Origin of the sequence: Polymorphobacter fuscus (assembly GCF_011927825.1) — a bacterium.
Classification (GTDB): Bacteria; Pseudomonadota; Alphaproteobacteria; order Sphingomonadales; family Sphingomonadaceae; genus Sandarakinorhabdus; species Sandarakinorhabdus fusca.
The window spans coordinates 137,332-158,776 of sequence record NZ_JAATJI010000002.1 but is presented as its reverse complement, the minus strand read 5'-3'; the positions used below and the strand labels follow the sequence as shown (position 1 = coordinate 158,776).

The 21,445-nt window shown below is 66.8% G+C and carries 19 protein-coding genes; 14 read left to right on the top strand and 5 right to left on the bottom strand.

What is annotated here, in order from left to right; all coding sequences use genetic code 11:
* Positions 1 to 6: 6 nt before the first annotated feature.
* The 4 genes from GGQ62_RS14055 to GGQ62_RS14040 all read left to right on the top strand — a co-directional run bounded on the left by GGQ62_RS14055 (position 7) and on the right by GGQ62_RS14040 (position 4,068).
* Complete coding sequence (locus GGQ62_RS14055) at positions 7 to 912, top strand: aminotransferase class IV (protein WP_243446663.1); 906 nt, start codon at positions 7 to 9, stop codon at positions 910 to 912.
* Positions 909 to 1,634 (top strand): sulfotransferase-like domain-containing protein, encoded by a 726-nt coding sequence (locus GGQ62_RS14050; RefSeq protein ID WP_152578103.1) that lies wholly within the window; start codon positions 909 to 911, stop codon positions 1,632 to 1,634. The genes GGQ62_RS14055 and GGQ62_RS14050 overlap by 4 nt, the downstream gene beginning before the upstream one ends.
* A gap of 65 nt (positions 1,635 to 1,699) precedes the next feature.
* Positions 1,700 to 2,797 carry an acyl-CoA dehydrogenase family protein gene (locus GGQ62_RS14045; protein ID WP_152578104.1) on the top strand — a complete coding sequence of 366 codons (1,098 nt, stop codon included), beginning with the start codon at positions 1,700 to 1,702 and terminating at the stop codon, positions 2,795 to 2,797.
* 50 nt (positions 2,798 to 2,847) lie between these two features.
* The gene (locus GGQ62_RS14040; protein ID WP_152578105.1) at positions 2,848 to 4,068 is read left to right on the top strand and encodes an acyl-CoA dehydrogenase family protein; all 1,221 of its coding nucleotides are present in this window, start codon (positions 2,848 to 2,850) and stop codon (positions 4,066 to 4,068) included.
* A gap of 6 nt (positions 4,069 to 4,074) precedes the next feature.
* Here the strand turns inward: GGQ62_RS14040 and GGQ62_RS14035 are convergent, their stop codons facing one another.
* A complete protein-coding gene (locus GGQ62_RS14035) occupies positions 4,075 to 5,142 on the bottom strand; it encodes a fatty acid desaturase family protein (protein WP_152578106.1) in 1,068 nt (355 codons plus the stop codon).
* Positions 5,143 to 5,498: 356 nt separating this feature from the next.
* On the opposite strand from GGQ62_RS14035, the gene GGQ62_RS14030 reads away from it, so the two are divergent.
* The gene (locus GGQ62_RS14030) at positions 5,499 to 6,905 is read left to right on the top strand and encodes a GGDEF domain-containing protein (protein ID WP_152578107.1); all 1,407 of its coding nucleotides are present in this window, start codon (positions 5,499 to 5,501) and stop codon (positions 6,903 to 6,905) included.
* Positions 6,906 to 6,914: 9 nt separating this feature from the next.
* Here the strand turns inward: GGQ62_RS14030 and GGQ62_RS14025 are convergent, their stop codons facing one another.
* Positions 6,915 to 7,718: a phosphatase PAP2 family protein gene (locus GGQ62_RS14025; protein ID WP_152578108.1), complete on the bottom strand. Its 804-nt coding sequence runs from the start codon at positions 7,716 to 7,718 to the stop codon at positions 6,915 to 6,917.
* A 205-nt stretch (positions 7,719 to 7,923) separates the two neighbouring features.
* On the opposite strand from GGQ62_RS14025, the gene clpA reads away from it, so the two are divergent.
* The gene (clpA, locus tag GGQ62_RS14020) at positions 7,924 to 10,287 is read left to right on the top strand and encodes an ATP-dependent Clp protease ATP-binding subunit ClpA (protein WP_152578109.1); all 2,364 of its coding nucleotides are present in this window, start codon (positions 7,924 to 7,926) and stop codon (positions 10,285 to 10,287) included.
* 85 nt (positions 10,288 to 10,372) lie between these two features.
* Here clpA and GGQ62_RS14015 read toward each other — a convergent pair whose 3' ends face one another.
* Positions 10,373 to 10,981, bottom strand: coding sequence for a regulatory protein RecX (locus tag GGQ62_RS14015; RefSeq protein WP_152578110.1), 609 nt, complete (start codon positions 10,979 to 10,981; stop codon positions 10,373 to 10,375).
* A 115-nt stretch (positions 10,982 to 11,096) separates the two neighbouring features.
* Here GGQ62_RS14015 and GGQ62_RS14010 point away from each other — a divergent pair, with 115 nt between their 5' ends.
* From GGQ62_RS14010 to GGQ62_RS13985, 6 genes are all read left to right on the top strand, one after another.
* Positions 11,097 to 12,854, top strand: a complete 1,758-nt coding sequence (locus GGQ62_RS14010) for a fatty acyl-AMP ligase (protein WP_243446169.1) — start codon at positions 11,097 to 11,099, stop codon at positions 12,852 to 12,854.
* 40 nt (positions 12,855 to 12,894) lie between these two features.
* Positions 12,895 to 13,770 carry an NAD-dependent epimerase/dehydratase family protein gene (locus GGQ62_RS14005; protein ID WP_152578111.1) on the top strand — a complete coding sequence of 292 codons (876 nt, stop codon included), beginning with the start codon at positions 12,895 to 12,897 and terminating at the stop codon, positions 13,768 to 13,770.
* Between the two features lie 69 nt (positions 13,771 to 13,839).
* Positions 13,840 to 14,085: an acyl carrier protein gene (locus tag GGQ62_RS14000; RefSeq protein WP_152578112.1), complete on the top strand. Its 246-nt coding sequence runs from the start codon at positions 13,840 to 13,842 to the stop codon at positions 14,083 to 14,085.
* Positions 14,082 to 15,296, top strand: a complete 1,215-nt coding sequence (gene spt / locus GGQ62_RS13995) for a serine palmitoyltransferase (RefSeq protein ID WP_152578113.1) — start codon at positions 14,082 to 14,084, stop codon at positions 15,294 to 15,296. The genes GGQ62_RS14000 and spt overlap by 4 nt, the downstream gene beginning before the upstream one ends.
* A 78-nt stretch (positions 15,297 to 15,374) precedes the next feature.
* Positions 15,375 to 15,827 (top strand): c-type cytochrome, encoded by a 453-nt coding sequence (locus GGQ62_RS13990; RefSeq protein WP_152578114.1) that lies wholly within the window; start codon positions 15,375 to 15,377, stop codon positions 15,825 to 15,827.
* A gap of 15 nt (positions 15,828 to 15,842) precedes the next feature.
* Positions 15,843 to 16,754: a cytochrome c gene (locus GGQ62_RS13985; RefSeq protein WP_152578115.1), complete on the top strand. Its 912-nt coding sequence runs from the start codon at positions 15,843 to 15,845 to the stop codon at positions 16,752 to 16,754.
* A gap of 307 nt (positions 16,755 to 17,061) precedes the next feature.
* On the opposite strand, the gene GGQ62_RS13980 is transcribed toward GGQ62_RS13985, so the two are convergent.
* Both GGQ62_RS13980 and GGQ62_RS13975 read right to left on the bottom strand, forming a co-directional pair.
* Positions 17,062 to 18,384, bottom strand: coding sequence for an ABC1 kinase family protein (locus GGQ62_RS13980; protein ID WP_152578116.1), 1,323 nt, complete (start codon positions 18,382 to 18,384; stop codon positions 17,062 to 17,064).
* Between the two features lie 32 nt (positions 18,385 to 18,416).
* Positions 18,417 to 18,929: a DUF2141 domain-containing protein gene (locus GGQ62_RS13975; RefSeq protein ID WP_152578117.1), complete on the bottom strand. Its 513-nt coding sequence runs from the start codon at positions 18,927 to 18,929 to the stop codon at positions 18,417 to 18,419.
* 143 nt (positions 18,930 to 19,072) lie between these two features.
* On the opposite strand from GGQ62_RS13975, the gene GGQ62_RS13970 reads away from it, so the two are divergent.
* Both GGQ62_RS13970 and lptG read left to right on the top strand, forming a co-directional pair.
* Positions 19,073 to 20,302, top strand: coding sequence for an LptF/LptG family permease (locus GGQ62_RS13970; protein WP_243446170.1), 1,230 nt, complete (start codon positions 19,073 to 19,075; stop codon positions 20,300 to 20,302).
* The gene (gene lptG / locus GGQ62_RS13965; protein WP_152578119.1) at positions 20,302 to 21,390 is read left to right on the top strand and encodes an LPS export ABC transporter permease LptG; all 1,089 of its coding nucleotides are present in this window, start codon (positions 20,302 to 20,304) and stop codon (positions 21,388 to 21,390) included. The genes GGQ62_RS13970 and lptG overlap by 1 nt, the downstream gene beginning before the upstream one ends.
* The last annotated feature ends 55 nt before the right edge of the window (positions 21,391 to 21,445 follow it).

The following is a 21,445-nucleotide window of genomic DNA, read 5'->3' as shown; positions in this document are numbered from 1 at the left end:
GTGCAGGTGACGGGCTCGCAGGATTTTGCCGCCGATCCGCGCAACGACAACCTCCTGATCTGGCTCAACGGCGCGCTGGTGCACCGCGCCGCGGCGCTGGTCTCGGTGTTCGACGCAGGGTTCGTCCTGGGCGATGGCGTCTGGGAAGGCTTGCGTCTCCACCATGGCCGCCTGTTGTTCCTCGATGCCCATCTCGACCGGCTGTTCGCCAGTGCCGCCGCGATCGGGCTCGACATGCAATTGACCCGCGCCGAATTTGCAGCGGCGCTCGCCGAAACCTGCGCGGCGAACGGCATGGAGGATGGCGCGCATCTGCGCCTGATGGTCACGCGCGGCGAAAAAAAGGCCGCCAACCAGGATCCGCGCAATGCGCTGGGCCGGCCGACGATCGTCATCCTGGCCGAATACAAGCAACCCGCGCCGGCGCTGCGCACCACCGGGCTGCGGCTGCACACCGCCGGTATCCGCTGCACGCCGCCCGACATGTTCGACATGCGGATCAATTCGCACAGCCGCCTGCCGCTCATCCTCGCCCTCAACGAAGCCATTGCCGCCGGCGCCGATGAAGCGCTGATGCGCGATCCGGCCGGGAACATCGCCAGCTGCAACGCCACCAACTTCTTCTGGGTCGTGGACGGCGAACTGCGCACGTCGTCCGGGGCGTTCTGTTTCAACGGCATCACCCGCGCCAATGTGCTGGCGGTGGCGAGGGCAGCGGGGATGGCGGTGACCGAGGGCGATTTTGCCCCCGACGATCTTCTCGCTGCCAGCGAGGCCTTTGTCACCGGCACCTTCGGCGGCCTGACGCCGGTCGCCGCCATCGACGGGCGATCGATGCCGCATCCGCTGCCGGGCCCGGTGACGGCCAGGCTGATCGATCTGTACAACGCGCTGAAGGACAGTGGCGCGTGACGGTGCGCATCGCCATGTGGTCCGGCCCGCGCAACCTGTCGACGGCGATGATGCGCAGCTTCGGCGCGCGCGCCGACACGATCGTCAGCGATGAGCCCTTTTACGGCGCCTATCTGCAGGCGACCGGCGACGACCACCCAATGGCTGCCGACATCATCGCCGACATGGACTGCGACTGGACCAGCGTCGCCGCCACGCTCGCCGGGCCGGCTTCGGCGCCGATCTGGTACCAGAAGCATATGGTCCATCACATGGTCGGCCCGGCCGCCGCGTCGGACCTACCCGGCTTCACCCACGCCTTTCTCATTCGGGCCCCCGAACGGGTCATCAGCAGCTATGCCGCCAAGCGCGAGACCATCACTGCCGAGGCGCTCGGCTATGCCCGGCAGCGCGCCTGGTTCGACCGCGAGGCCGACCGGCGCGGGTCGCCGCCCCCCGTCATCGATTCCGCCGATGTCCTGCGCGACCCGCGCGGCACGCTGACGGCCCTGTGTGCGGCGCTGGGCATCGCTTTCGACCCCGCCATGCTGCACTGGGCACCCGGTGGCCGCGCCAGCGATGGCATCTGGGCCAGCCATTGGTATGGGCGCGTGTTTGAAACCACAGGCTTCGAAGCCAGCGAGCCGCCCCTGCCCGGCGTGTCGGGCGACGCTGCCATCATCCGCGATGCGTGCCGCCCCCATTACGACCATCTCGCGCGGTTTCGCCTCGGCACCCCCTAAAAGGCGCGGGTTGTCTGCGGTTGACGTTAAGGTAAGTTGCCGCCAACCATTTGGGGAGCGGCGACGTGAATTTCGATTTTTCCGACGATGCCAAGGCACTTGGCGAACAGGCGAAAAAGCTGTTTGCCGACAAGGCCGGCACGGCGCCGGCGCGAAAGGCCATGGCCTCCGGCGCTCCTGATTTCGATGCCGGCCTCTGGGCCGAAATCGCCAATCTAGGCTGGACCGCGGCGCGCGTTCCCGAGGCGCATGGCGGCCTGGGGATGAGCGCCGAGGAAAGCTGCCAGCTCGCCGAAGCAGCAGGGGCCGCGCTTGCCGTCGTGCCACTGGTGTCCACCCTCCTCGCCACCGAAGCGCTGTTGATCGCCGGCACCGAGGCGCAGCAGGCAAAATATTTCCCCGGCATCGCCGATGGCAGCCTGATCGCCGTCCCCGCCTGGAACGAGCCCGGCGCGGTCACCCCCGCCACCGTCGCCACCACCGCCAGCGGCCACACGCTGACCGGCAGCAAGGCCCCGGTCCCTGACCTGCCCGGCGCGCATCTCGCCATCGTCGCTGCCGCCGGCCCCGATGGCCCGTCATTGTGGATCGTCGACCTCAACGACGCCCTTGTCGAACCCGTCGAAACCCTCGACCTGGTCCGCCGCCACGGCCGGCTGACCCTCGCCAATACCCCCGCCGAACCCCTGGGCGACCCTGCCGCCTACCAGGCATGGCTCGACCGCGCCGCCGTCATCCTCGCCTATGAAGCGATCGGCACCGCTTCGGCGGCGATGGACATGACGGTCGAATATGCCAAGACGCGCATCGCCTTCGGCCAGACCATTGGACGCTACCAGGGCGTCAAGCACAAGTGCGCCGACATGTTCATCAAGATCGAACTCGCCCGCGCCCACGCGCTCCATGGTGTCGCGATGATCGGCTCCGATGGTGCCGAACTCCGTCAGGCCGCCGCCGCCGCCCGCGTCGCCAGCCTCGACGCGCTCAGCTTCACGGCGGAGGAAACCGTCCAGCTGCACGGTGGCATCGGCTTCACCTGGGAAAGCGATTGCCAATTCTACTATCGCCGCGCCCGCGCCCTCACCGCGTCGCTCGCCGCGCGCGGCTGGTGGGCGGACCGGCTCGTCCGCGCGCTCGAACTGCGTAACCGCGCCGCAGCGTAACGCCGGCCGACACCGGGCACACTCCTGCCATCGCCTCGAAGGATCGACTCATGGACTTCAACGACACTCCGCAAGAAGCCGAATATCGCGCCAAGGCGCGCGCCTGGCTGGAAGACAACGCCGCCGAATATCGGGAGCCCCCCGAAACGGCGTGGAAGCTCGATGAGTTCATCCAGCGCTCCAAGGCCTGGCAGGCGAAGAAGTTCGCCGCCGGCTATACCGGCATCACGTGGCCAAAGGCCTTCGGCGGCCAGGGGCTGGGGCCGATGCAGTCGATCATCTACGGCCAGGAGGAAAGCCGCTTCCACGCCCCCTCCGGCCTGTATTCGATCGGGCTCGGCATGTGCATTCCGACGGTCTTCACCCATGGCTCGGCCGAAATTGCCGAACGCTATGTGCCCAAGGCGCTGGTCGGCGATGAAGTCTGGTGCCAGCTGTTCTCCGAACCTTCGGCCGGGTCCGACCTTGCCGGCATCCGCACCCGTGCCGTCCAGGATGGCGACGAATGGGTGATCGACGGCCAGAAGGTGTGGACCAGCTTCGCCCATGCCAGCGATTATGGCATCGTCGTCACCCGCACCGATCCGAGCGTTCCCAAGCACAAGGGCCTGACGATGTTCATCGTCGACATGAAGGCGCCCGGCGTCGAGGTGCGCGGCATCAAGCAGATGTCGGGCGGCAGCGACTTCAACGAGGTGTTCTTCACCGGCGTCCGCGTCAAGGACACGCACCGGCTCGGCGATGTCGGCAACGGCTGGAAGGTCGCGCTCACCACCCTCATGCACGAACGCCTCGCCGTCGGCGGCAAGCCGCGCCATGCGCCGGGTTACGAAACACTGATGAAGCTCGCCCGCGGTGTCGAAGCGCCGGTCGGCGGTCCCGCCATCGAAGCGGGTGACGTCCGTCAACGCATCGCGCAAAGCTATATCAACGACCAGGGCATCAAGCTGACCCAGATGCGCGCCCTGTCCGCCCTGTCGCGCGGCCAGATGCCGGGGCCGGAGCAGAGCATTTCCAAGGTCGTCGTCGCCAAGACGATGCAGGAAATGGCGAGCTTCGCGCTCGACCTCGCGGGCGGGGACGGCTTTGTCACCGGCGCCGATGGCGACCCCGAACTCGCCAAGCTGCAGGGCAGTTACCTTGGCGCGGCCGGGCTGCGCATCGCCGGGGGCACCGACGAGATCTTGCGCAACATCATCGCCGAGCGCGTCCTCGGCCTGCCGGGCGACCTGCGGCCCGACAAGGACAAGCCCTTCAACGCCGCGGCGTAAGCCGCCTCAGGGGCGGCGCCCGCCCCTGACCAGCCGCACCACCAACCCGGTCAGGCCCGGGTAGCTGGCCACATGGTAAGGCGAATCGGCGGGTACCGCCGCCTGGATCCGCCGATGCGCCTCGCCGAGCGCATGATAGGGCACGCCGGGCAGCAAATGGTGCAGCGCGTGGTAGCGCAGGCCGACGGGGGCCCAAAGGGCAGGCAAGAGCCCCGGCGGCGGCACGTTGACACTGTCCAGATACTGGCCGGTCACTGTCAGCTGCTCGCCGTCATTTTCCCAAAGATGCGCAACGAGTGTGCGGACCTGGTTGAGCACCGTAACCGCCGATACGACGGCCAGTGCAATGGCAAATTCCCGCAGCGGGACCACGCCGGTGACCACCAGGGCGAGCAGCGTCATTGCCCAAAGGCTGGCGGCGGTTTCCCAGATTGCCCAATGGCGGGCAAAGGCCCCCTCCGGCGCCCGTCGGCGAAACTCGGGGTTGATCGACAGCGACGAATAGCGCGCGACCAGCATCCGGCGCAGCGGCGGAATGACCAGCGACAGCGGCGCAAGAATGCCGAACCGCAGCAGCAGCGCGATCGGCGCCAGCACCGCCACGATGGCGAACATCGGCACCGTCCACGGCTTCATCAGCGCCAGGGGCAGATATTCAGGGTCCTCGGCCGTGCCATAACGGATGCGCGTGTGGTGGATGCTGTGGACATTCTCGTACATGAACGACGGCACCAGCAGCGGCACGCCGATGATGAAGTTCCAGGCGGTGCGGAAGCCCGGCACGGCGCCTGGACGCAGATGGGCGATCTCGTGCGTGAAAAGGCCGGCGCGATACAAGGCGAGCACCGCCACGACGCCGGCCAGCACCGCCAGCCAGCCCGATGCCGTCATGGCCAGCGCCAGTCCGGTATAGCCCAGCAGCGCCGAACCGAGAAAATCGGCCCAATAGATCGCCGGTCGCGCCGCGGCGAGGTCACGCGTCACTTGCGCCGCCGCACGGATCATCGCCGTATCCTCGGCGACCCGCAACTGCGGTGCAAATGTTGCGGCATGGTTTGGGGACTGGATCGTCATGGGCTTCCAAACAACGGGCTAGATCACGCCTCGGCGACGCCATAGCGCCAGATTGCGTCCTCGATATGGCGCCTCCGCACCGCAATACTAGGCCGCAACACCGAGGACTCGTGCCGCACTCGTCACGTTGACGCAGGTTTCCACTTGTTAACTATGTTGCATTAGGAGTGCCATTGTTGCGGAACTGCGACGCTGCTACGTCGTCTCCGCTTGGGGTGGGTGGCCATGAGCCAACGGGGCAATTCGGCAAGGTTGAGGTGAAGACGAACAGGCTCCTGCCACCGCTTCCCAGCGGTTTCGGATGGTGCGCGCCAACGGCTCTTGCCGGCGTCGGGCCGTGGCTCGCTGCGTCGCTGTTGCTTGTTCTTGTGCAACTGGTGGCAGGCTCTGTCTGGCCCGATGAAGTGCTGGTCACAGTGGTTGCGCTTGGCGGCCAGGCATTGCTGGTCGGGCATTATGCCGCATGCCAGGCGCGCGTGCAGCGGCAGAACCGTGCCTTGTGGTGGCTGTTGGCGACGGCGATGCTGTTCTGGGCGCTCGCCTATGTCGCAATCTTCGTGCTGCAGGATATCGTGGCAGCGGATTCGGGTCACGCGCTGATCGACAGCGTGCTGTTCATGGCGCGCGGCGTGCCGCTGCTGCTGATGCTGACCTGCGGAATCGATGACGAGGCCGATCGCCGGATATGGCGGCTGGATATCGCCCAGGCGGCGGTCTATCTCGCCGCCGTCAGCCTGTTGATGCTCGGCAACCCGCTGACCGATCTGCCGTCCCTGGCCGTCAACGAAACCCATGCCATTCGGGAATTGCAGGCGCTCGCGCTGGCGGTGCTCGCCACGCTGGTGGCGCTGCTGCAACGGGACCGCCCCGGCGGCGGTCTGTTCGGTCCGGTGGCAGCGATGCTGCTGACTTATGTGGCATCGGGGCTGCTGGTCAATCATCTCTTCCTCGTCACCTGGCAGGTGCCATCGGGTTCGCCGTGGCTGGTGTTCGGCGCCTTGCCGATGCTGGCCTTTTTCCTGTTCCGCGGCGTGCCACCCGCATCGCTGCCGGGCGGCCTGACGCAACTGGCCGCGCCAGTGGGGATCATCGCACCGGCAATCATCCCCATCGCCACCCTTGCCGCGGTGCTGACCGAACGGTTGCGCGGCGATCCGGTCGGCCCGGCCCTCGGCATGTCGGCGGTCCTGCTTTATTGCTGGCGAATGGCGATGATCCAGATGCGCCATCGCCGGTCCATTGCCGACCTGGTCGCCGCCCACAAACACGCCGCCGGGCTCAGCCTGACCGATCCGCTGACGTTGCTCGGCAATCGCCGCAGCTTCGAACGCGCGCTCGCCGGCGTCACGCGGAGTGGTGAGCCGCTGCCGGTCACGGTGATGATGATCGATGCCGACTGGTTCAAGGGTTATAACGACAGCCTGGGCCATGGCGCGGGCGATACCGCCTTGCGGCGCCTTGCCGGCGCGATCCGGTCGGCGGTGCCGCCGGGCAGCGCCGTGGCCCGGATCGGCGGCGAGGAATTTGCCATGCTGACGCGGCTGGGCGACCCAGCAGCCGCGCTGGAACTGGGTGAGCGTATCCGCGCCGCCGTGACGGCACTCGACGTCGCTCACCCCCGGTCTCCGCTCGGCTATCTGACCGTCAGCGTGGGCATCGCCACCTCGATCACCGACGACAGCGAAGCCTTGATGTCGGCCGCCGATGCAGCATTGTACGACGCCAAGAACGCTGGCCGGGACTGCGTGCGCCTGGCCGATTGACCGTCGCCGTCAGCGGCCGGCGCAATCGAGGCGGGGTGCCTTGGCAAGCTCCGCCGCGGCGCGCTCCCGATCGGCCTGATATTCGGGTTCGGCGGCGATGCGCTGATAGACCGTCGTCGCGAGGATGCGGCCATTTTCGACATCGCTGAGCCAGTGGACGCGGCAGGCGATCCGCAGGTCACCCGTGGCCTGTCCGAAGCTGCGGATCGCCGGCGCGCGCGCCGGCGCGGCATCGGACAGGACCAGCGCCCATAGCCAGCCGATGCCGCTATGGCCGCTGGGATAGGACCAGCCCAGCCGCGCCCCGACGCCATCGGCTGCCACCGGATCGCATGCCTGGCCCTTGTCGGTCGTGAACGGCCTTGGCCGGGCATAATGCTGCTTGGCAACGGTCATCGGCCCGATCAGGTCGACCCCGGCGCGCGCGACCATCGCCATCGTTGCCGGCGTCGCCTGCAGCGACAATTTCGTGCCGACCGCACAGGACAGGGCCGCCATGAATTCGGGGCTTGTCGGGTTGATCTCGGCCGTCGCCGCCTTCCAGTCGGCGCCGCCGATGCCCTTTGCACTGGCGGCATAGGCGGTGCGATCGGCGATGTCCTGGGCGCTGCCGGCAGCGGGCGGCGCCGGCAACAGCTTCAGAATGTCGACCGGCGGCTTGCCGGCGAGATAGCCCGGCGGCATTTTCGCCGGAGTCATCGCCGTTGATGCCGAAGGCGTTGTCGCCGCGGCAGGCGCTTGCGCCAGCGCGGGCGCAGCAACCATCAGCACGGCTGTCATCGGCATCCAGCGCATCATCATCGTCGTCCCCATCGATCTGCCGAGCGGCCATACCGCAACGGCAGCGCTCCCGACACCCGATTTTCGATGGTTGGCAGCCGCCGTTAACCGGCCAGCCGCCGTGCCGTGATGTCACAGGCGGCGGCATTTTGATTGCCCCCTTGATGTTTGGCACGGTCGGGGTGACATTCCCTTCAAGACGCCGGGCCTTTCGCCCGGTGCGCAAGCGGAGACAGGCATGCCCTCTTTCACCCGCGAGCTGGAAAAAACGCTGCACAACGCGCTGGCCGAAGCCGCGCGCCGCACCCACGAATATGCCACGCTCGAACATCTGCTGCTGGCACTGACCAGCGATACCCACGGTCTTGCCGTGCTGAAGGCGTGCAACGTCGACGTCGACGAGTTGCAGGGCCAGCTGGCACGCTATCTCGACAGCGAGCTTTCGGCGCTGAAGGCCGATGCCAGCGTCGATCCGTCGCCCACCGCCGGCTTCCAGCGCGTCGTCCAGCGCGCCATCCTCCACGTCCAGTCGTCCGGGCGCGAGGAAGTCACCGGCGCCAATGTCCTCGTCGCGCTGTTTTCCGAGCGCGAAAGCCATGCGGTTTTCTTCCTGCAGCAGCAGGACATGACGCGCCTCGACGCCGTCAGCTTCATCAGCCATGGCATCGCCAAATCGGGCCAGTCGGAAGCGCGCGCCGTCAAGGGATCGGGCGGGGACGAGGGCGAGAAGGCGGAAAAGGCCGAAAAGTCGGAAAAATCCGAAAAGGGCGACAAGGCCAAGGCCGAATCCGCGCTGAAGCAGTTCACCGTCAACCTCAACGAAAAGGCCAAGACCGGCAAGATCGACCCGCTGATCGGCCGTCACGCCGAGGTCGATCGCACCATCCAGATCCTGTGCCGCCGGTCGAAGAACAACCCGCTCTATGTCGGCGATCCCGGCGTCGGCAAGACGGCGATCGCCGAGGGCCTGGCGCGCAAGATCATCGAAGGCTCGGTGCCCGACGTGCTGCTGCCCGCCGTCATCTACTCGCTCGACATGGGCGCGCTGCTCGCCGGCACGCGCTATCGCGGTGACTTTGAGGAACGGCTGAAGAACGTCGTCAACGAGCTGGAAAAGCTGCCCCATGCCGTGCTGTTCATCGACGAAATCCACACCGTCATCGGTGCCGGAGCGACGTCGGGCGGCGCCATGGACGCATCGAACCTGCTCAAGCCGGCGCTGTCCTCGGGCGCCATCCGCTGCATCGGCTCGACGACCTACAAGGAGTTCCGCAACCACTTCGAGAAGGATCGCGCCCTGCTGCGCCGGTTCCAGAAGATCGACGTCAACGAGCCGTCGATCGAGGACACCGTCAAGATCCTGATGGGGCTGCGGCCGTCCTATGAGGAACACCACAAGCTGAAATACACGCCCGAAGCCATCAAGGCGGCGGTCGAGCTTTCGGCGCGCTACATCAACGACCGCAAGCTGCCCGACAAGGCGATCGACGTCATCGACGAGACTGGCGCATCGCAGATGCTGGTGCCCGAAAACAAGCGCAAGAAGACCATCGGCGTCCGCGAGGTCGAGGCGGTGATCGCCACGATGGCGCGCATCCCGCCGAAGTCGGTTTCGACCGACGACAAGAAGGCGCTTGGCACGCTCGAGGCCGATCTCAAGCGCGTTGTCTTTGGCCAGGACAAGGCGATCGAACGGGTGGCGAGCGCGATCAAGCTCAGCCGCGCGGGCCTTCGCGAGCCCAACAAGCCGATCGGCAGCTATCTGTTCTCGGGCCCCACCGGGGTCGGCAAGACCGAAGTCGCCAAACAGCTTGCCGCCATCCTCGGCATTCCGCTGACGCGCTTCGACATGTCCGAATATATGGAGCGCCACTCGGTCTCGCGGCTGATCGGTGCGCCCCCGGGCTATGTCGGCTTCGACCAGGGCGGCTTGCTCACCGATGCCGTCGACCAGCAGCCGCATTCGGTGCTGCTGCTCGACGAGATCGAGAAGGCGCACCCCGATCTGTTCAACATCCTGTTGCAGGTCATGGACAATGGCAAGCTGACCGACCACCACGGCAAAACGGTCGATTTCCGCAACACCATCCTCATCATGACGACCAATGCCGGCGCCGCCGACATGGCGCGTGAAGGGGTCGGGTTCGGCTCCACCCAGCGCGTCGGGGAGGACGAGGAGGCGATCAAGCGGATGTTCACCCCCGAATTCCGCAACCGTCTCGATGCGGTCGTGGCGTTCGATTACCTGCCGCCCGAAGTTGTCGCCCGCGTCATCGACAAGTTCGTCCTCGAGCTTGAGGTCCAGCTTGCCGAGCGCGACGTCCACATCGGCCTGACCGACGAAGCCAAGAGCTGGCTGACCGAGCGCGGCTATGACAAGCTGTACGGTGCCCGCCCGATGGGCCGCCTGATCCAGGAAAAGATCAAGCAGCCGCTCGCCGAGGAACTGCTGTTCGGCAAGCTGGTCCATGGCGGCGAAGTCCGCGTCCATCTGAAGGACAACGACCTGGCGTTCGAGATCGTCCCGGCGGCGAAGAAACCGCCGCGCGCCAAGCGGCTCCGGTCCACCAAGGCGCTGCCGCCGCCGACCGTGGACGCCTGAGACGCGCGGCTGAATGCGCAAGGCTGAAGCACGCCGCCGGGGGCAACCCCGGCGGCGTTTTCATGTGACCGCCGCCAGCGAGCGTTCAATCATCCTGTGTCAACGCCGCGGCGGCTTCGGCATCCACGGCCGCCAACACCCGCCGCGCCACGCCGAAGTCATGGCCGGCGCGCGCCATCGCCGCCATCTCCCGCTGCCGCCGTGCCGGATCGGTTCCGGCGCCGTCGCGCGCGAATGGTCCGAAGCGCCGGCGGCGGGCAAAGGCAATCGCCGGCGCATAGGGGTCCCAGGGCGCTCCGTCCTCCGGCGCCATCACGGCACCTGCATCATCCCTGGACACGCCGGCGGCCGACAGCGCACCCCGCACCCGGCCGGCGCCGAAGCCGCGCGCCGTTAGATCGCGTTGCTTGGCCGCCGCATAGGCGCGGTCGTCGACATAGCCGAGGCTGGTCAGCCGCAGCACCAGCGCCTCGATGTCGGGTGGGTCGGCGGGCGTCCACAGCCGTTCCCCCAGCTTGCGTACCAGATAGCGGCGCAGCTTGGCCGCCGTCGTCGCATAGCGCGCGGCATAGCCCAGCGCCATGTCCTGCAACTGCGCCGCATCGATGGGCCGGGGTTCGCGCGGCGCATATTCGCGTCGCTTTTGCCGCTGCGGGCGTTTTTCGCCGTCGCCGTCGTGGCTTTCTTTCGTCATGCCTTGTTTGTGCCATGATCGGGCCGGAATTTAAACGCCCGGCTGGGGCAGAGACGATTCATAAATCCGTCGTCCGCCGTTTCGGTGCGCCGACGGGGACAAAGGGAGACAGGGCTTGGACAAGAGCCTGGAACTGAAAGCGACGCCGACCTTCGATGCCCTGCCCTACAAGCGGGCGTCCTTTGCCACCCTTGGCGAAGCCCTCGACTATGCGGCCTTGGGCGACAAGGGCATGAATTTTCACGATGCCCGCGCCGATCTCGTCCATGCCTATCCCTATCGCGCCATCGCTGCCGATGCGCGCCGCCAGGCGCTGCGGCTGATCGCCGACGGCGTCGCGCCCGGCGACCGCGTTGCGCTGATCGCCGAAACCGGCCCAGGCTTTGCCGCCGCCTTCTTTGCCGCCATTTACGCCGGCGCGCTGCCGGTGCCGCTGCCGTTGCCGACAAGTTTCGGCGGCCGCGACGCCTATGTCGACCAGATTGCCACCCAGCTGCGCAGCTGCGACCCGCGCCTGGTCCTGTCGCCCGAAGGGCTGTTCCCGATGGTCGAACAGGCGGCGCAGGGGCTTTGCACCGCCGCTGACTGGGCGGTGTATTTCGCCGAGACGGCGCCCGATGCGCCGCTGCCCCAGGCGCGGTCGACCGATATCGCCTATCTGCAATATTCCAGCGGCAGCACCCGCTTCCCGCACGGCGTATCGGTGACCCACGAGGCGTTGCTGGCCAACCTCGCCGGCCATGCCCATTGCATGGAAGCCGGCCATGGCGACCGTGTCGTCTCGTGGCTGCCCTGGTATCATGACATGGGGCTGGTCGGCTGCATGCTGGCGCCGCTCGCCAACCAGATTTCGGTCGATTATCTCGCCACCGAGGATTTTGCCCGCCGTCCGCTCAGCTGGCTGACGCTGATCAGCCGCAACCCGCACAACACGCTGAGCTATTCGCCGACGTTCGGTTACGACATCTGCGCCCGCCGGATTTCGCCGTCGATCGACGTCGCGGCGCGTTTCGACCTGTCCCGCTGGCGCGTTGCCGGCAATGGCGCCGACATGATCCGCCCCGAAGTCATGCAGGCCTTTGTCGACGTCTTTGCCGCCGCCGGCTTCAAGGCCAGCGCCTTCCTGCCGAGCTATGGCCTCGCCGAAGCCACGCTGGCGGTGACGATCATGCCGCTTGGCGAAGGCATCGTGTCCGATCTCATCGACGAACGCATCCTGTCCGGCGGCAGCGATGCCCGCCCGGGCCTGAAGGACAAGCCGCGCCGCCCGACGCGCTATCGCGCCATCGTCAACTGCGGCAAGGCCGTGCCCGGCCTGACCATCGAAGTCCGCGACGAGGAAGGCGCTGTGCTGCCCGACCGCCGGATCGGCCGCATCTACGTCCGCGGCCTCGGCGTCATGGCCGGCTATTTCCGCGATCCCGAAGCGACGGCGGCGGCGCTTTCGCCCGATGGCTGGCTCGATACCGGCGACATGGGCTATCTGTCCGCGGGGTCGATCTTCCTCGTCGGGCGCGCCAAGGACATGATCATCATCAATGGCAAGAACCATTGGCCGCAGGACATCGAATGGGCGATCGAGCAACTGCCGGGCTTCAAGGCCGGTGACATTGCCGCCTTTGCCATCACCACGCCATCGGGCGAGGAATCGCCGGCGGTGCTGGTGCAATGCCGGACGTCGGATGTCGAGGAACGCAACAATTTGCGCGAAGCGATCCGCACCAAGGTGCGCGCCATCACCGGCATGTCGTGTGTCGTCGAACTGGTGCCGCCGCGGACCCTGCCCAAGACTTCATCGGGCAAGCTGAGCCGATCGAAGGCGCGGATGCAATATCTGTCGGGCGAGATCCAGCCGTTCGACGTGGCGGCCTGACGACCGGGCATGGTCGTGATGTGACGGCATCACGATTGCCATGACCATTGCCATTACCGGTGCCACCGGCTTTGTCGGCCAGCGGGTGCTCGCCCTCGCCAACACCCCCGTTCGCGCGCTGACCCGCACACCCCGGCCCGCCAGGCCCGACATTGGCTGGATCGCGGGTGATCTTGCCGACACCGCCGCCCTTGCCGCCCTGTGTGACGGTGCCAGCGCCGTCATCCATATCGCCGGCGTCGTCAGTGCCCCGACCCGCGAAGTCTTCGACGCCGCCAATGTCGCCGGCACGGCAACGGTGCTGGCGGCGGCGCAGGCGGCGGGCGTGCGCCGGTTCGTCCATGTCTCCAGCCTGGCGGCGCGCGAAGCGCAGCTTTCCATGTATGGCGCCTCCAAGGCCGCCGCGGAACAATTGGTCATGGCGAGCGCGCTGGACTGGGTCATCGTCCGCCCGCCGGGCGTCTATGGGCCGGCCGATGCCGAAATGCGCGACATCTACAAGCTGGCGGCGCGCGGGCTCTACATCGCGCCGCCGGGGCGGATCTCGCTGCTCCACGTCGACGATCTGGCGGGCGCGCTGCTGGCGCTGGCCGGCGGTGGCCCGTCGCACCGATTGCTGGAAATCGACGATGGCGCTGCCAACGGTCATTCGCATGCCGATTTCGCCCAGGCCATCGGCGGCGCCCTCGGGCGGCGGGTCCGGGTCATCCCGTTGCCGGTGTCGATGCTGCATGTCGCCGCCCGGATCGGCCTGTCCGCCAAATTGACGCGCGACCGGGCGCGATACATCGCCCATCCCGATTGGGTGGCGCGTGGCGGCAACGCCGCGCTGGCCGGAGTGTGGCGCCCGGAAATCGGCCTGGCCGAAGGCGTTGCGGACACGGTCGCCGGCTTTCGTGCAAAAGCGTGGCTTTGAACCCGGGTGTGAACTGGCCCCGCTTTGGACATTTTGTTAAGGCAAAGCCCGCCGATCAAAGGAGTCTTCATGACAAGCCGCGCGCAGGTCTACGCCCGCATCATCGAACTTATCGAACCGCTCAACCTCAAGAAGGCGCCGCTTGCCGAAACGACGACGTTCGCCGGCGACCTTGAGATGGACTCGCTGACGGTGATGGACCTTGTCGCCAGCATGGAGGACGAATGGGATATCGTGATGCCGCTCAACATGCTCCCCGACCTTGAAACCATCGGCCAGGTCGCCGACGCGGTGACGAAACTGGTCGCCAAGTGACCGACCTCTTCTCCAAGTTCGATCCGCTGATCAACGAGCGCGCCGGCCTGTTGTCGTCGGGCATCCGCGACCCGTTCGCGATCGTCATGGAGGAGGTCAAGTCGCCGACCGTCGCGGTCATCGACGGCAAGGACACCATCCTGCTCGGCACCTATAATTACATGGGGATGACCTTCGACCCCGATGTCATCGCTGCCGGCAAGGACGCCCTGACCCGTTTCGGCGCCGGCACCACCGGCAGCCGTGTTCTCAACGGCACCTACCAGGGCCACAGGGAATGCGAGGACGCGCTCAAGGATTTCTACGGCATGGACCATGCCATGGTGTTCTCGACCGGCTATCAGGCCAATCTCGGCATGGTCTCGACGCTCGCCGGCAAGGGCGACTTCGTCATCCTCGATGCCGACAGCCATGCCTCGATCTATGACGGCTGCTATCTGGGCAATGCCGATATCGTTCGCTTCAAGCACAATAGTGCCGAGGACCTGGAAAAGCGCCTGCGCCGGCTGCCACCCGAAGCCGGCAAGCTGGTCATCCTCGAAGGCGTCTATTCGATGCTCGGCGATATCGCGCCGCTGAAGGAACTGGTCGCCATCGCCAAGGCGCACAATTGCATGGTCCTCGTCGACGAAGCCCATGGCATGGGCTTTTTCGGCGAGAACGGCCGCGGCGTCTATGAAGCCGCCGGCGTTGCCGATGATGTCGATTTCGTCGTCGGCACCTTTTCCAAATCGGTCGGCACGGTCGGCGGCTTCTGCGTGTCGAACCATCCCAAGTTCGAGATCCTGCGCCTCGTCTGCCGCCCCTATACCTTCACCGCGTCGTTGCCGCCGGCCGTCGTCGCCTGCGCCGCGACCTCCATCCGCAAGCTGATGCACGCCGGCGACAAGCGCGCACGGCTGTGGGACATGACTCGCAAGCTGCACGGCGGGCTGAAGGCACGCGGCTTCCGCCTCGCGACCGAAACCCCCGAAAGCGCCATCGTGTCGGTGCTGATGCCCGACCAGGAAACCACCGTGCGCATGTGGGCGGCGATGATCGGCCTCGGCGTCTACGTCAATATGTCGCGCCCGCCGGCGACGCCGGTCGGCGTCTTCCTGCTGCGCTGTTCGCTGTGTGCCGAACATAGTGCCGACCAGCTGGAAATCGTCCTCGACCGGTTCGACGAAGCCGCGACGATGACCGGCCTCTTTGCCCAGGCGGCCGAATAGTCGCGCTTTGCCGGTTGCGCCGGCGGCGAATCTGGGTTCAATTATCGGCCGTTGCCACAACTGCCGGAGTGATTTGCCATGGTTCGTCCCAAGATGCTGGTCGCCGCCTGCGCAGCCGTCATGCTCGTCGCCCCCTCGGTCGGCTGGGCCGCTGCGGCGGACGATGCGGCCGCGATGCGCTCGAAGTTGATGGAGCAGAACGGCAAGGACGCCAAGGCCGGCGGGCAGATCCTGAAGGGGGAGATCCCCTTCGACGCTGCCAAGGCGCAGGCGATCTTTGTCGGCATGCACGACGTCGCCACCAAGTTCGGCAATTATTTCCCCAAGGGCAGCATCACGCCCAAGTCCGAAGCCTCGCCGGCGATCTGGGAAAAGCCCGCAGAATTCAAGGCAGCGCTCGCCAAGTTCGAAAAGGACACCGGCAACGCCATCGCCGCCAAGGTCACCACCAAGGAAGCCTTTGGCCAGCAGTTCGGCCTTGTCACCGCCAATTGCAAAAGCTGCCACGAGGCGTTCCGCGTCAAGAAATAGCGCGGGATCGTCGCGGTGCGGTTGATCGCCATCCTTGTCGCCGTGCTTGCCGTCATCGGCGCCGGGCTCTGGTGGGCGACGGCGCCGCAGCGCCTGCCGGCCGACCGCATCGCCGCGGAAACCAGCGGCGTGGCGGCGCGTGGCCAGCGGATCTTCTGGGCCGGCGGCTGTGCGTCGTGCCATGCCGAAGCCAAGGCGACCGGCGATGCCCAGCTCCGCCTCGGCGGCGGGGCGCCGCTGAAAACGCCGTTCGGGACCTTTTACGCGCCCAATATCTCCCCCGATCCGGTCCATGGCATCGGCCGATGGCGGCTGGCCGATTTTGCCAATGCCATGCAGCGCGGCGTCGATCCGGCCGGTCGCCATCTTTACCCGGCCTTCCCCTATGCATCGTACCAGCGGATGACCCCCGGCGACATCGCCGACCTGTTCGCCTTCATGAAGACGCTGCCGCCCATGACGACCGACGCCCATGCCAATGACCTGTCGTTTCCGTTCAACATTCGCCGCGGGATCGGCCTGTGGAAACGGGCCTTCATGGGCGATGCCGAACCGGTGATCGCCCTTCCCGCCGGCGCACCCGCCGCGGCGCGCGCCGGCCGGTATCTGGTCGAAGGCCCGGGCCATTGCGGCGAATGCCATACGGCACGTGGTCTCGGCGGGCTTGGCGGGCTTGACCGCGGCCGCTGGCTCGCCGGCGCCGCCAGCCTCGACGGGCCGGGCAAAGTGCCCAACATCACACCGGGCACGGCCGGCATCGGCAGCTGGTCGGCGGCCGAAATCGCCGATTATCTGGAAACCGGCTTTACCCCCGAATATGATTCGGTCGGCGGGTCGATGGCGGCGGTCCAGCGCAACATGGCGAAGCTGACGCCGGAAGACCGGGCGGCGATCGCGGCCTATCTGAAGGCGGTTCCGCCGCACTGACCGGCGGGCAAAGGTTAACAGGAATTTAGAAAGTCTCGAAAGTCACACCGAATCGGGGGTCGGACTTTGGTCGGCAGTCGGCTGCGCGGTTTGCGGCTGGTCAACGCTGGGCGCTATTGCGGTCTTCATCCTGCTCCCTCTGACGAATGTGACGGCGGGGTCCGGCTTCCGCAATCGGGAGATGGATCCCCGCCTTCGCGGGGATGACGATTGCGCGTGCGGATGAGCGTTGCACGAACACTGCGTCTATATCCGATCTGGTTCGTGTAGGACAGGCTCCGCGGCTCGCAGCGGCGCAGAATCGCGGCTACGCCGGCCGGTAGGGCGCCAGCAGCGCCGCCATGTCGACCTTGGCGCCGAGCCGGCTGCCGAGCAGGAACAGCCCGGCGAACTTGCGTTGCAGGAACAGCGCATCGATGGGCGGGATGTGCCAGAAATCGCGGTCGGCGGCGATGCCGATGCCTTCGTCGCGCACCGATGCGGCGATGCGATTGTCGGTGAAATCGAACAGGCCGTCGGCGCGCAGCGGTGCGAACGCGGTGTCGAACATCGTCGCGATCGCCGCCTGGTGCTTGGCCGGAACGGCAGTGTCGAACAGCCCGATCGCCAGCATCGCGTCGCGTGCGCCGGCCGCGTCGCCATCCATCCCGGCGCGCAGCAACGCCGCATAGTCGCCGATCATGGCCGCCGAAAACGCCCGCGTCGCGCCGAAATCGAGCAGCACCAGCCGGCCGGTCGCCGGATCGTGGCGATAATTGGCGAAGTTGGGGTCGGTCTGCATCAGCCGGAATTCGAACATTTCGCGCAGGCACAGCGCGATCATCAGCGTCATCACGCGGTCGCGCTCGGCCTGCGGGGCGTCGACCAGCGTCTCGATCGCCACGCCGGCGACGAAGTCCATCGCCAGCACGTCGCGCCCCGACAAGTCGGCATGGAAGCGCGGCACGCGATAATCCGGCGCGTCGGCGAGCAGGCGGCCGAATTCGGCGAGACATTCGCCTTCCCGGGCATAATCGGCTTCCTCGTGGAGCTGGCGCTTGGCTTCCGCCAGCATCGGCGCCACGTCGAGCGTCGCCGGCACCAGGCCGGACATGCGGATCAATGTCGCGACATTGTCGACATCGCTGTCGATGCTGTCGCGCACGCCGGGATATTGCACCTTGATGGCAAGGTCGCGGCCATCGCGGGTCCGCGCCCGGTGGACCTGGCCGATGGAGGCCGCCGCGATCGGCCGCACGTCGAAGCGTTCGAACTGCCGCCGCCAGTCCTTGCCCCAGCTTTTGGCCAGCACCGCCTGCAGCTGCGCCGGCGGCATCGGCGTCGCGTCGGCGCGCAGGGCACCCATGATCTCGGCGAGCTCGGGCGGCAGGAAGTCGCCGCTGTCCATCGACAGTAGCTGCCCCATCTTCATCGCCGCGCCGCGCAAATTGGCCAGCTGCTGGGTGACGCGCAGGGCGTTGGCCGGCGTCAGCAGCAGCCCGGCCACCGTCGGCTTCTGCCCTGTGGCCCATTGCCGCGCCCCTTCGGCGATCATGCCGCCGGCGATACCGCCGGCCATGCCGCCGAAGCGGGCCAGCCGCGCCAGGCGGCCATGGGGAACGGCGGCGGTGGGGCGACGGGGGAGTGCCATCGACGTCCTTAGGCGCCTTTGCGGTGGCGGCGCTATTGCGCCAACGGCCGCACCGAAAGGCCGCGGCGATAGTTCATGATGATGTGGATCGGCGTTACCCCGGGTCCGACGGTGTACAGGATCGGCGCCAGCTTGGGCTTGGCCAGCGCCAGCTTGATGTTGTTGGAAAAACCGACGCCGTCCGACCAGATCGACAGCTTGCCGTCCTCGTCGCGATCATGAAGGACGACAAAGGCATAGGCGCCGGGCGCCGGCACGGTGATGCACAGCACCATGTCGCCATAGGGAGTCATCGGCACTTCCTGGCGACGGATGAAGGCGCCGCTGGCGAGAAAGGTCTTGGGGTCGTCCGAATAATATTGCAGCCGCAGCCGCCCTTCACGGTCCTTCAGCCCCGACACGCGGACCAGCGCCGCCGGGCCGGCGGCGCCGGGCGCGCAGGCGGCCACGTCGGTGCCGAGCACCTGCGTCTGGGCAGCCGAAGGCGTTGCTGCGCCAAAGACGAGGGCAGCGGCGGTTGCCGCACCCCCCAGTAATTTCATCATGACCTTGGCTCTTCACCGGGCTATAGATTGGCCGAACGTGCGACAGGCATAGCGTGCCAACGCGTGCGTGCAACATGGTGAAGGCTTGCGGCGAAACTTGGGCGCGGCAGTGTCGACATCAAGGGACTGGACCATTTCACGCCTTGATCGCACTTTCGCGCTTTGACCGTTATCTCGTCCGGCTGATCATCGTGCCCCTGCTGGCGTCGCTGGTCATCGCCGCGATGCTGCTGCTGCTCGACCGCATGTTGCGGCTGTTCGACTTCGTGATGAACGAGGGCGGTCCGGTCAGCGTCGTCTGGCGGATGCTCGGCAACCTGCTGCCGGAATATCTGTCGCTGGGCATCCCCATCGGCGTGATGATGGGCATCCTCCTCGCCTTTCGCAAACTGGCGACGACGTCGGAGCTTGATGCGCTGCGCGCCGTCGGCATCAGCTATAACCGGCTGCTGCGGGTGCCGATGCTGTTCGCCACCGTCTTCGCGCTGATCAATTTTGGCATTGTCGGCTTCCTGCAGCCGGTGTCGCGCTACGCCTATGAAAACCTGCGCTTCGAATTGCGATCGGGTGCGCTTGGCGCGTCGATCAAGGTCGGCGAATTCGCCAGCCTGGGCAAGGGCATGACGCTGCGGGTCGAGGAGAGCAAGCGCCAGGGGGCCGATCTGCGCGGGCTGTTCGTCCGTGCCGCCGGCAAGGACGGGCAGGTGCTCGCCGTCACCGCCGCGCGCGGCACCTTCCTGTCGACCGACGACCCCGACGTCATCCTGCTACGGCTGAAGAACGGCACGCTGGTCCACGCCCCCGCCGGCGGCGGCGTGCCGCGGGTGCTGTCGTTCGACCAGCACGACCTGCCGGTCAACCTGCCGACGATGACCAATTTCCGCCAGCGCGGCGAAGGCAATCTGGAACGCACCCTGCCCGAACTGGGCCGCACCCTGCTGGATTCCAGCGCCAGCCCCGAGGTGCGCCGCGACGCCAGCGCCACCTTCAACCGCCGGCTGGTGCAGTGCGTGGTGATGTTCACCCTGCCCTTCCTTGCGGTCGCGCTGGGGGTGCCGCCGAAACGTTCGACCTCGGCGCTGGGAGTGTTCCTCAGCATCATCATGCTCGTCACCTTCCACAAGGTCACCGAATATGGCGAGCGCATGGGCAGCCTTGGCCGCATCGACCCGGCGCTGGCGCAATGGGTGCCGTTCCTGGGCTTCACGGCGCTGGCGCTCTGGCTCTACCGCACCCTTGCCTATGTGCCGGGCGGCCAGCCGATCGGCGCGCTCGACCGCTGGTCGGGCAAGATCACCGCGGCGCTGTCCGGCCTCGTCGGCAAATTGCTGCGCCGCGACGATGTGCGCGACAACGCCCTGTCGGCCGGCTGATGGCGCTTTTCCCCTCCCGCACCATCGCCTGGTACACGGCGCGGATGTTCATCATTCGCGCCGCGGCGTTCCTGATCGGGCTGATCATCATCCTCGAATCGCTCGATCTTCTGGGCGAATCGGGCAAGATCCTGGCGGCTGCCGGCAATGGCGAGGCCGAGCTGTGGACCTATGTGTCGCTGCGCGTGCCGCAGCTGATCCAGCTGTTCCTGCCCTTTTCGGTGCTGCTGGCGACACTGATCACGCTGGCGACGCTCAACCAGAACAGCGAGGTGGTGATCTTCAAGGCGGCGGGGCTGTCGGCCCACCAGATCCTGCTGCCGCTGCTGATCGCCGCGTTCGGCGTCGCGGTCGCCAATTTCGCCTTCAACGAAACCGTCACCACCCGCGCCACCCGCACCCTGAAGGTCTGGCAGGAAAATGACTATGCCAGGGTGCCCCCCGAAAAGCTGCTGACCACCGAAAGCTGGGTGCGCGGCGGCAACGACCTGTTTCATGCCGAAACCGTGCGCGGCGTCGGCGCCAACACCGTGTTGTCGAGCGTGACAATCTATGATCGCCTCGACGACCGGCTGATCCGTGTCGTCATGGCCGGGACGGCGCGGCCCGTCGCCAATGGCTGGCAATTGACCGATGTCACGTCGTTCGATGTCGGCAGCGGTCGCCGGACGGTGGAGCCGACGCTGTTTTTCGAAAGCAGCGTCGTGCCGCGCCAATTCACCACCGCGTCGATCAACCCCGCCTTCGTGCCCTTGTGGGAGCTGTGGCCGCAGATCGCCGAGCAGCGCGCCGCCGGCAAGCCGGTCGATCCGCTCGTCGCGGCGGCCTGGCACAAGATTTCGGGGCCATTGTCGACCGTGCTGATGCCGCTGCTGGGTGCCGTCGCCGCCTTCGGCCTGGCGCGATCGGGCCGGCTGTTTGTCCGTGCCGTCATCGGCATGTTCCTGGGCTTTGCCTTTTTCGTCGCCGACAATTTCATGCTGGCGATGGGCAATTTCGGCACGGTGCCGCCATTGATGGCGGCGTGGGCGCCGTTCCTGCTGTTCCTGCTGATCGGCGAGGCAGTGCTGATCCGCACCGAGGAATAACGCCGCGAATCGGCCGCATTGCAGCGCTACACAGGCTGTTTCAACGCATTGGAGC

Bases quoted from the DNA above. Each gene is read 5' to 3' on its own strand.
- lptG (WP_152578119.1), top strand. From the start codon at position 20,302: ATGGCGCTTTTCCCCTCCCGCACCATCGCCTGGTACACGGCGCGGATG.
- GGQ62_RS14040 (WP_152578105.1), top strand. From the start codon at position 2,848: ATGGACTTCAACGACACTCCGCAAGAAGCCGAATATCGCGCCAAGGCG.
- GGQ62_RS13980 (WP_152578116.1), bottom strand. From the start codon at position 18,384: ATGGCACTCCCCCGTCGCCCCACCGCCGCCGTTCCCCATGGCCGCCTG.
- GGQ62_RS14000 (WP_152578112.1), top strand. From the start codon at position 13,840: ATGACAAGCCGCGCGCAGGTCTACGCCCGCATCATCGAACTTATCGAA.
- GGQ62_RS14025 (WP_152578108.1), bottom strand. From the start codon at position 7,718: ATGGGGACGACGATGATGATGCGCTGGATGCCGATGACAGCCGTGCTG.
- GGQ62_RS14035 (WP_152578106.1), bottom strand. From the start codon at position 5,142: ATGACGATCCAGTCCCCAAACCATGCCGCAACATTTGCACCGCAGTTG.
- GGQ62_RS14015 (WP_152578110.1), bottom strand. From the start codon at position 10,981: ATGACGAAAGAAAGCCACGACGGCGACGGCGAAAAACGCCCGCAGCGG.
- GGQ62_RS14005 (WP_152578111.1), top strand. From the start codon at position 12,895: ATGACCATTGCCATTACCGGTGCCACCGGCTTTGTCGGCCAGCGGGTG.
- GGQ62_RS13990 (WP_152578114.1), top strand. From the start codon at position 15,375: ATGGTTCGTCCCAAGATGCTGGTCGCCGCCTGCGCAGCCGTCATGCTC.
- clpA (WP_152578109.1), top strand. From the start codon at position 7,924: ATGCCCTCTTTCACCCGCGAGCTGGAAAAAACGCTGCACAACGCGCTG.
- GGQ62_RS13975 (WP_152578117.1), bottom strand. From the start codon at position 18,929: ATGATGAAATTACTGGGGGGTGCGGCAACCGCCGCTGCCCTCGTCTTT.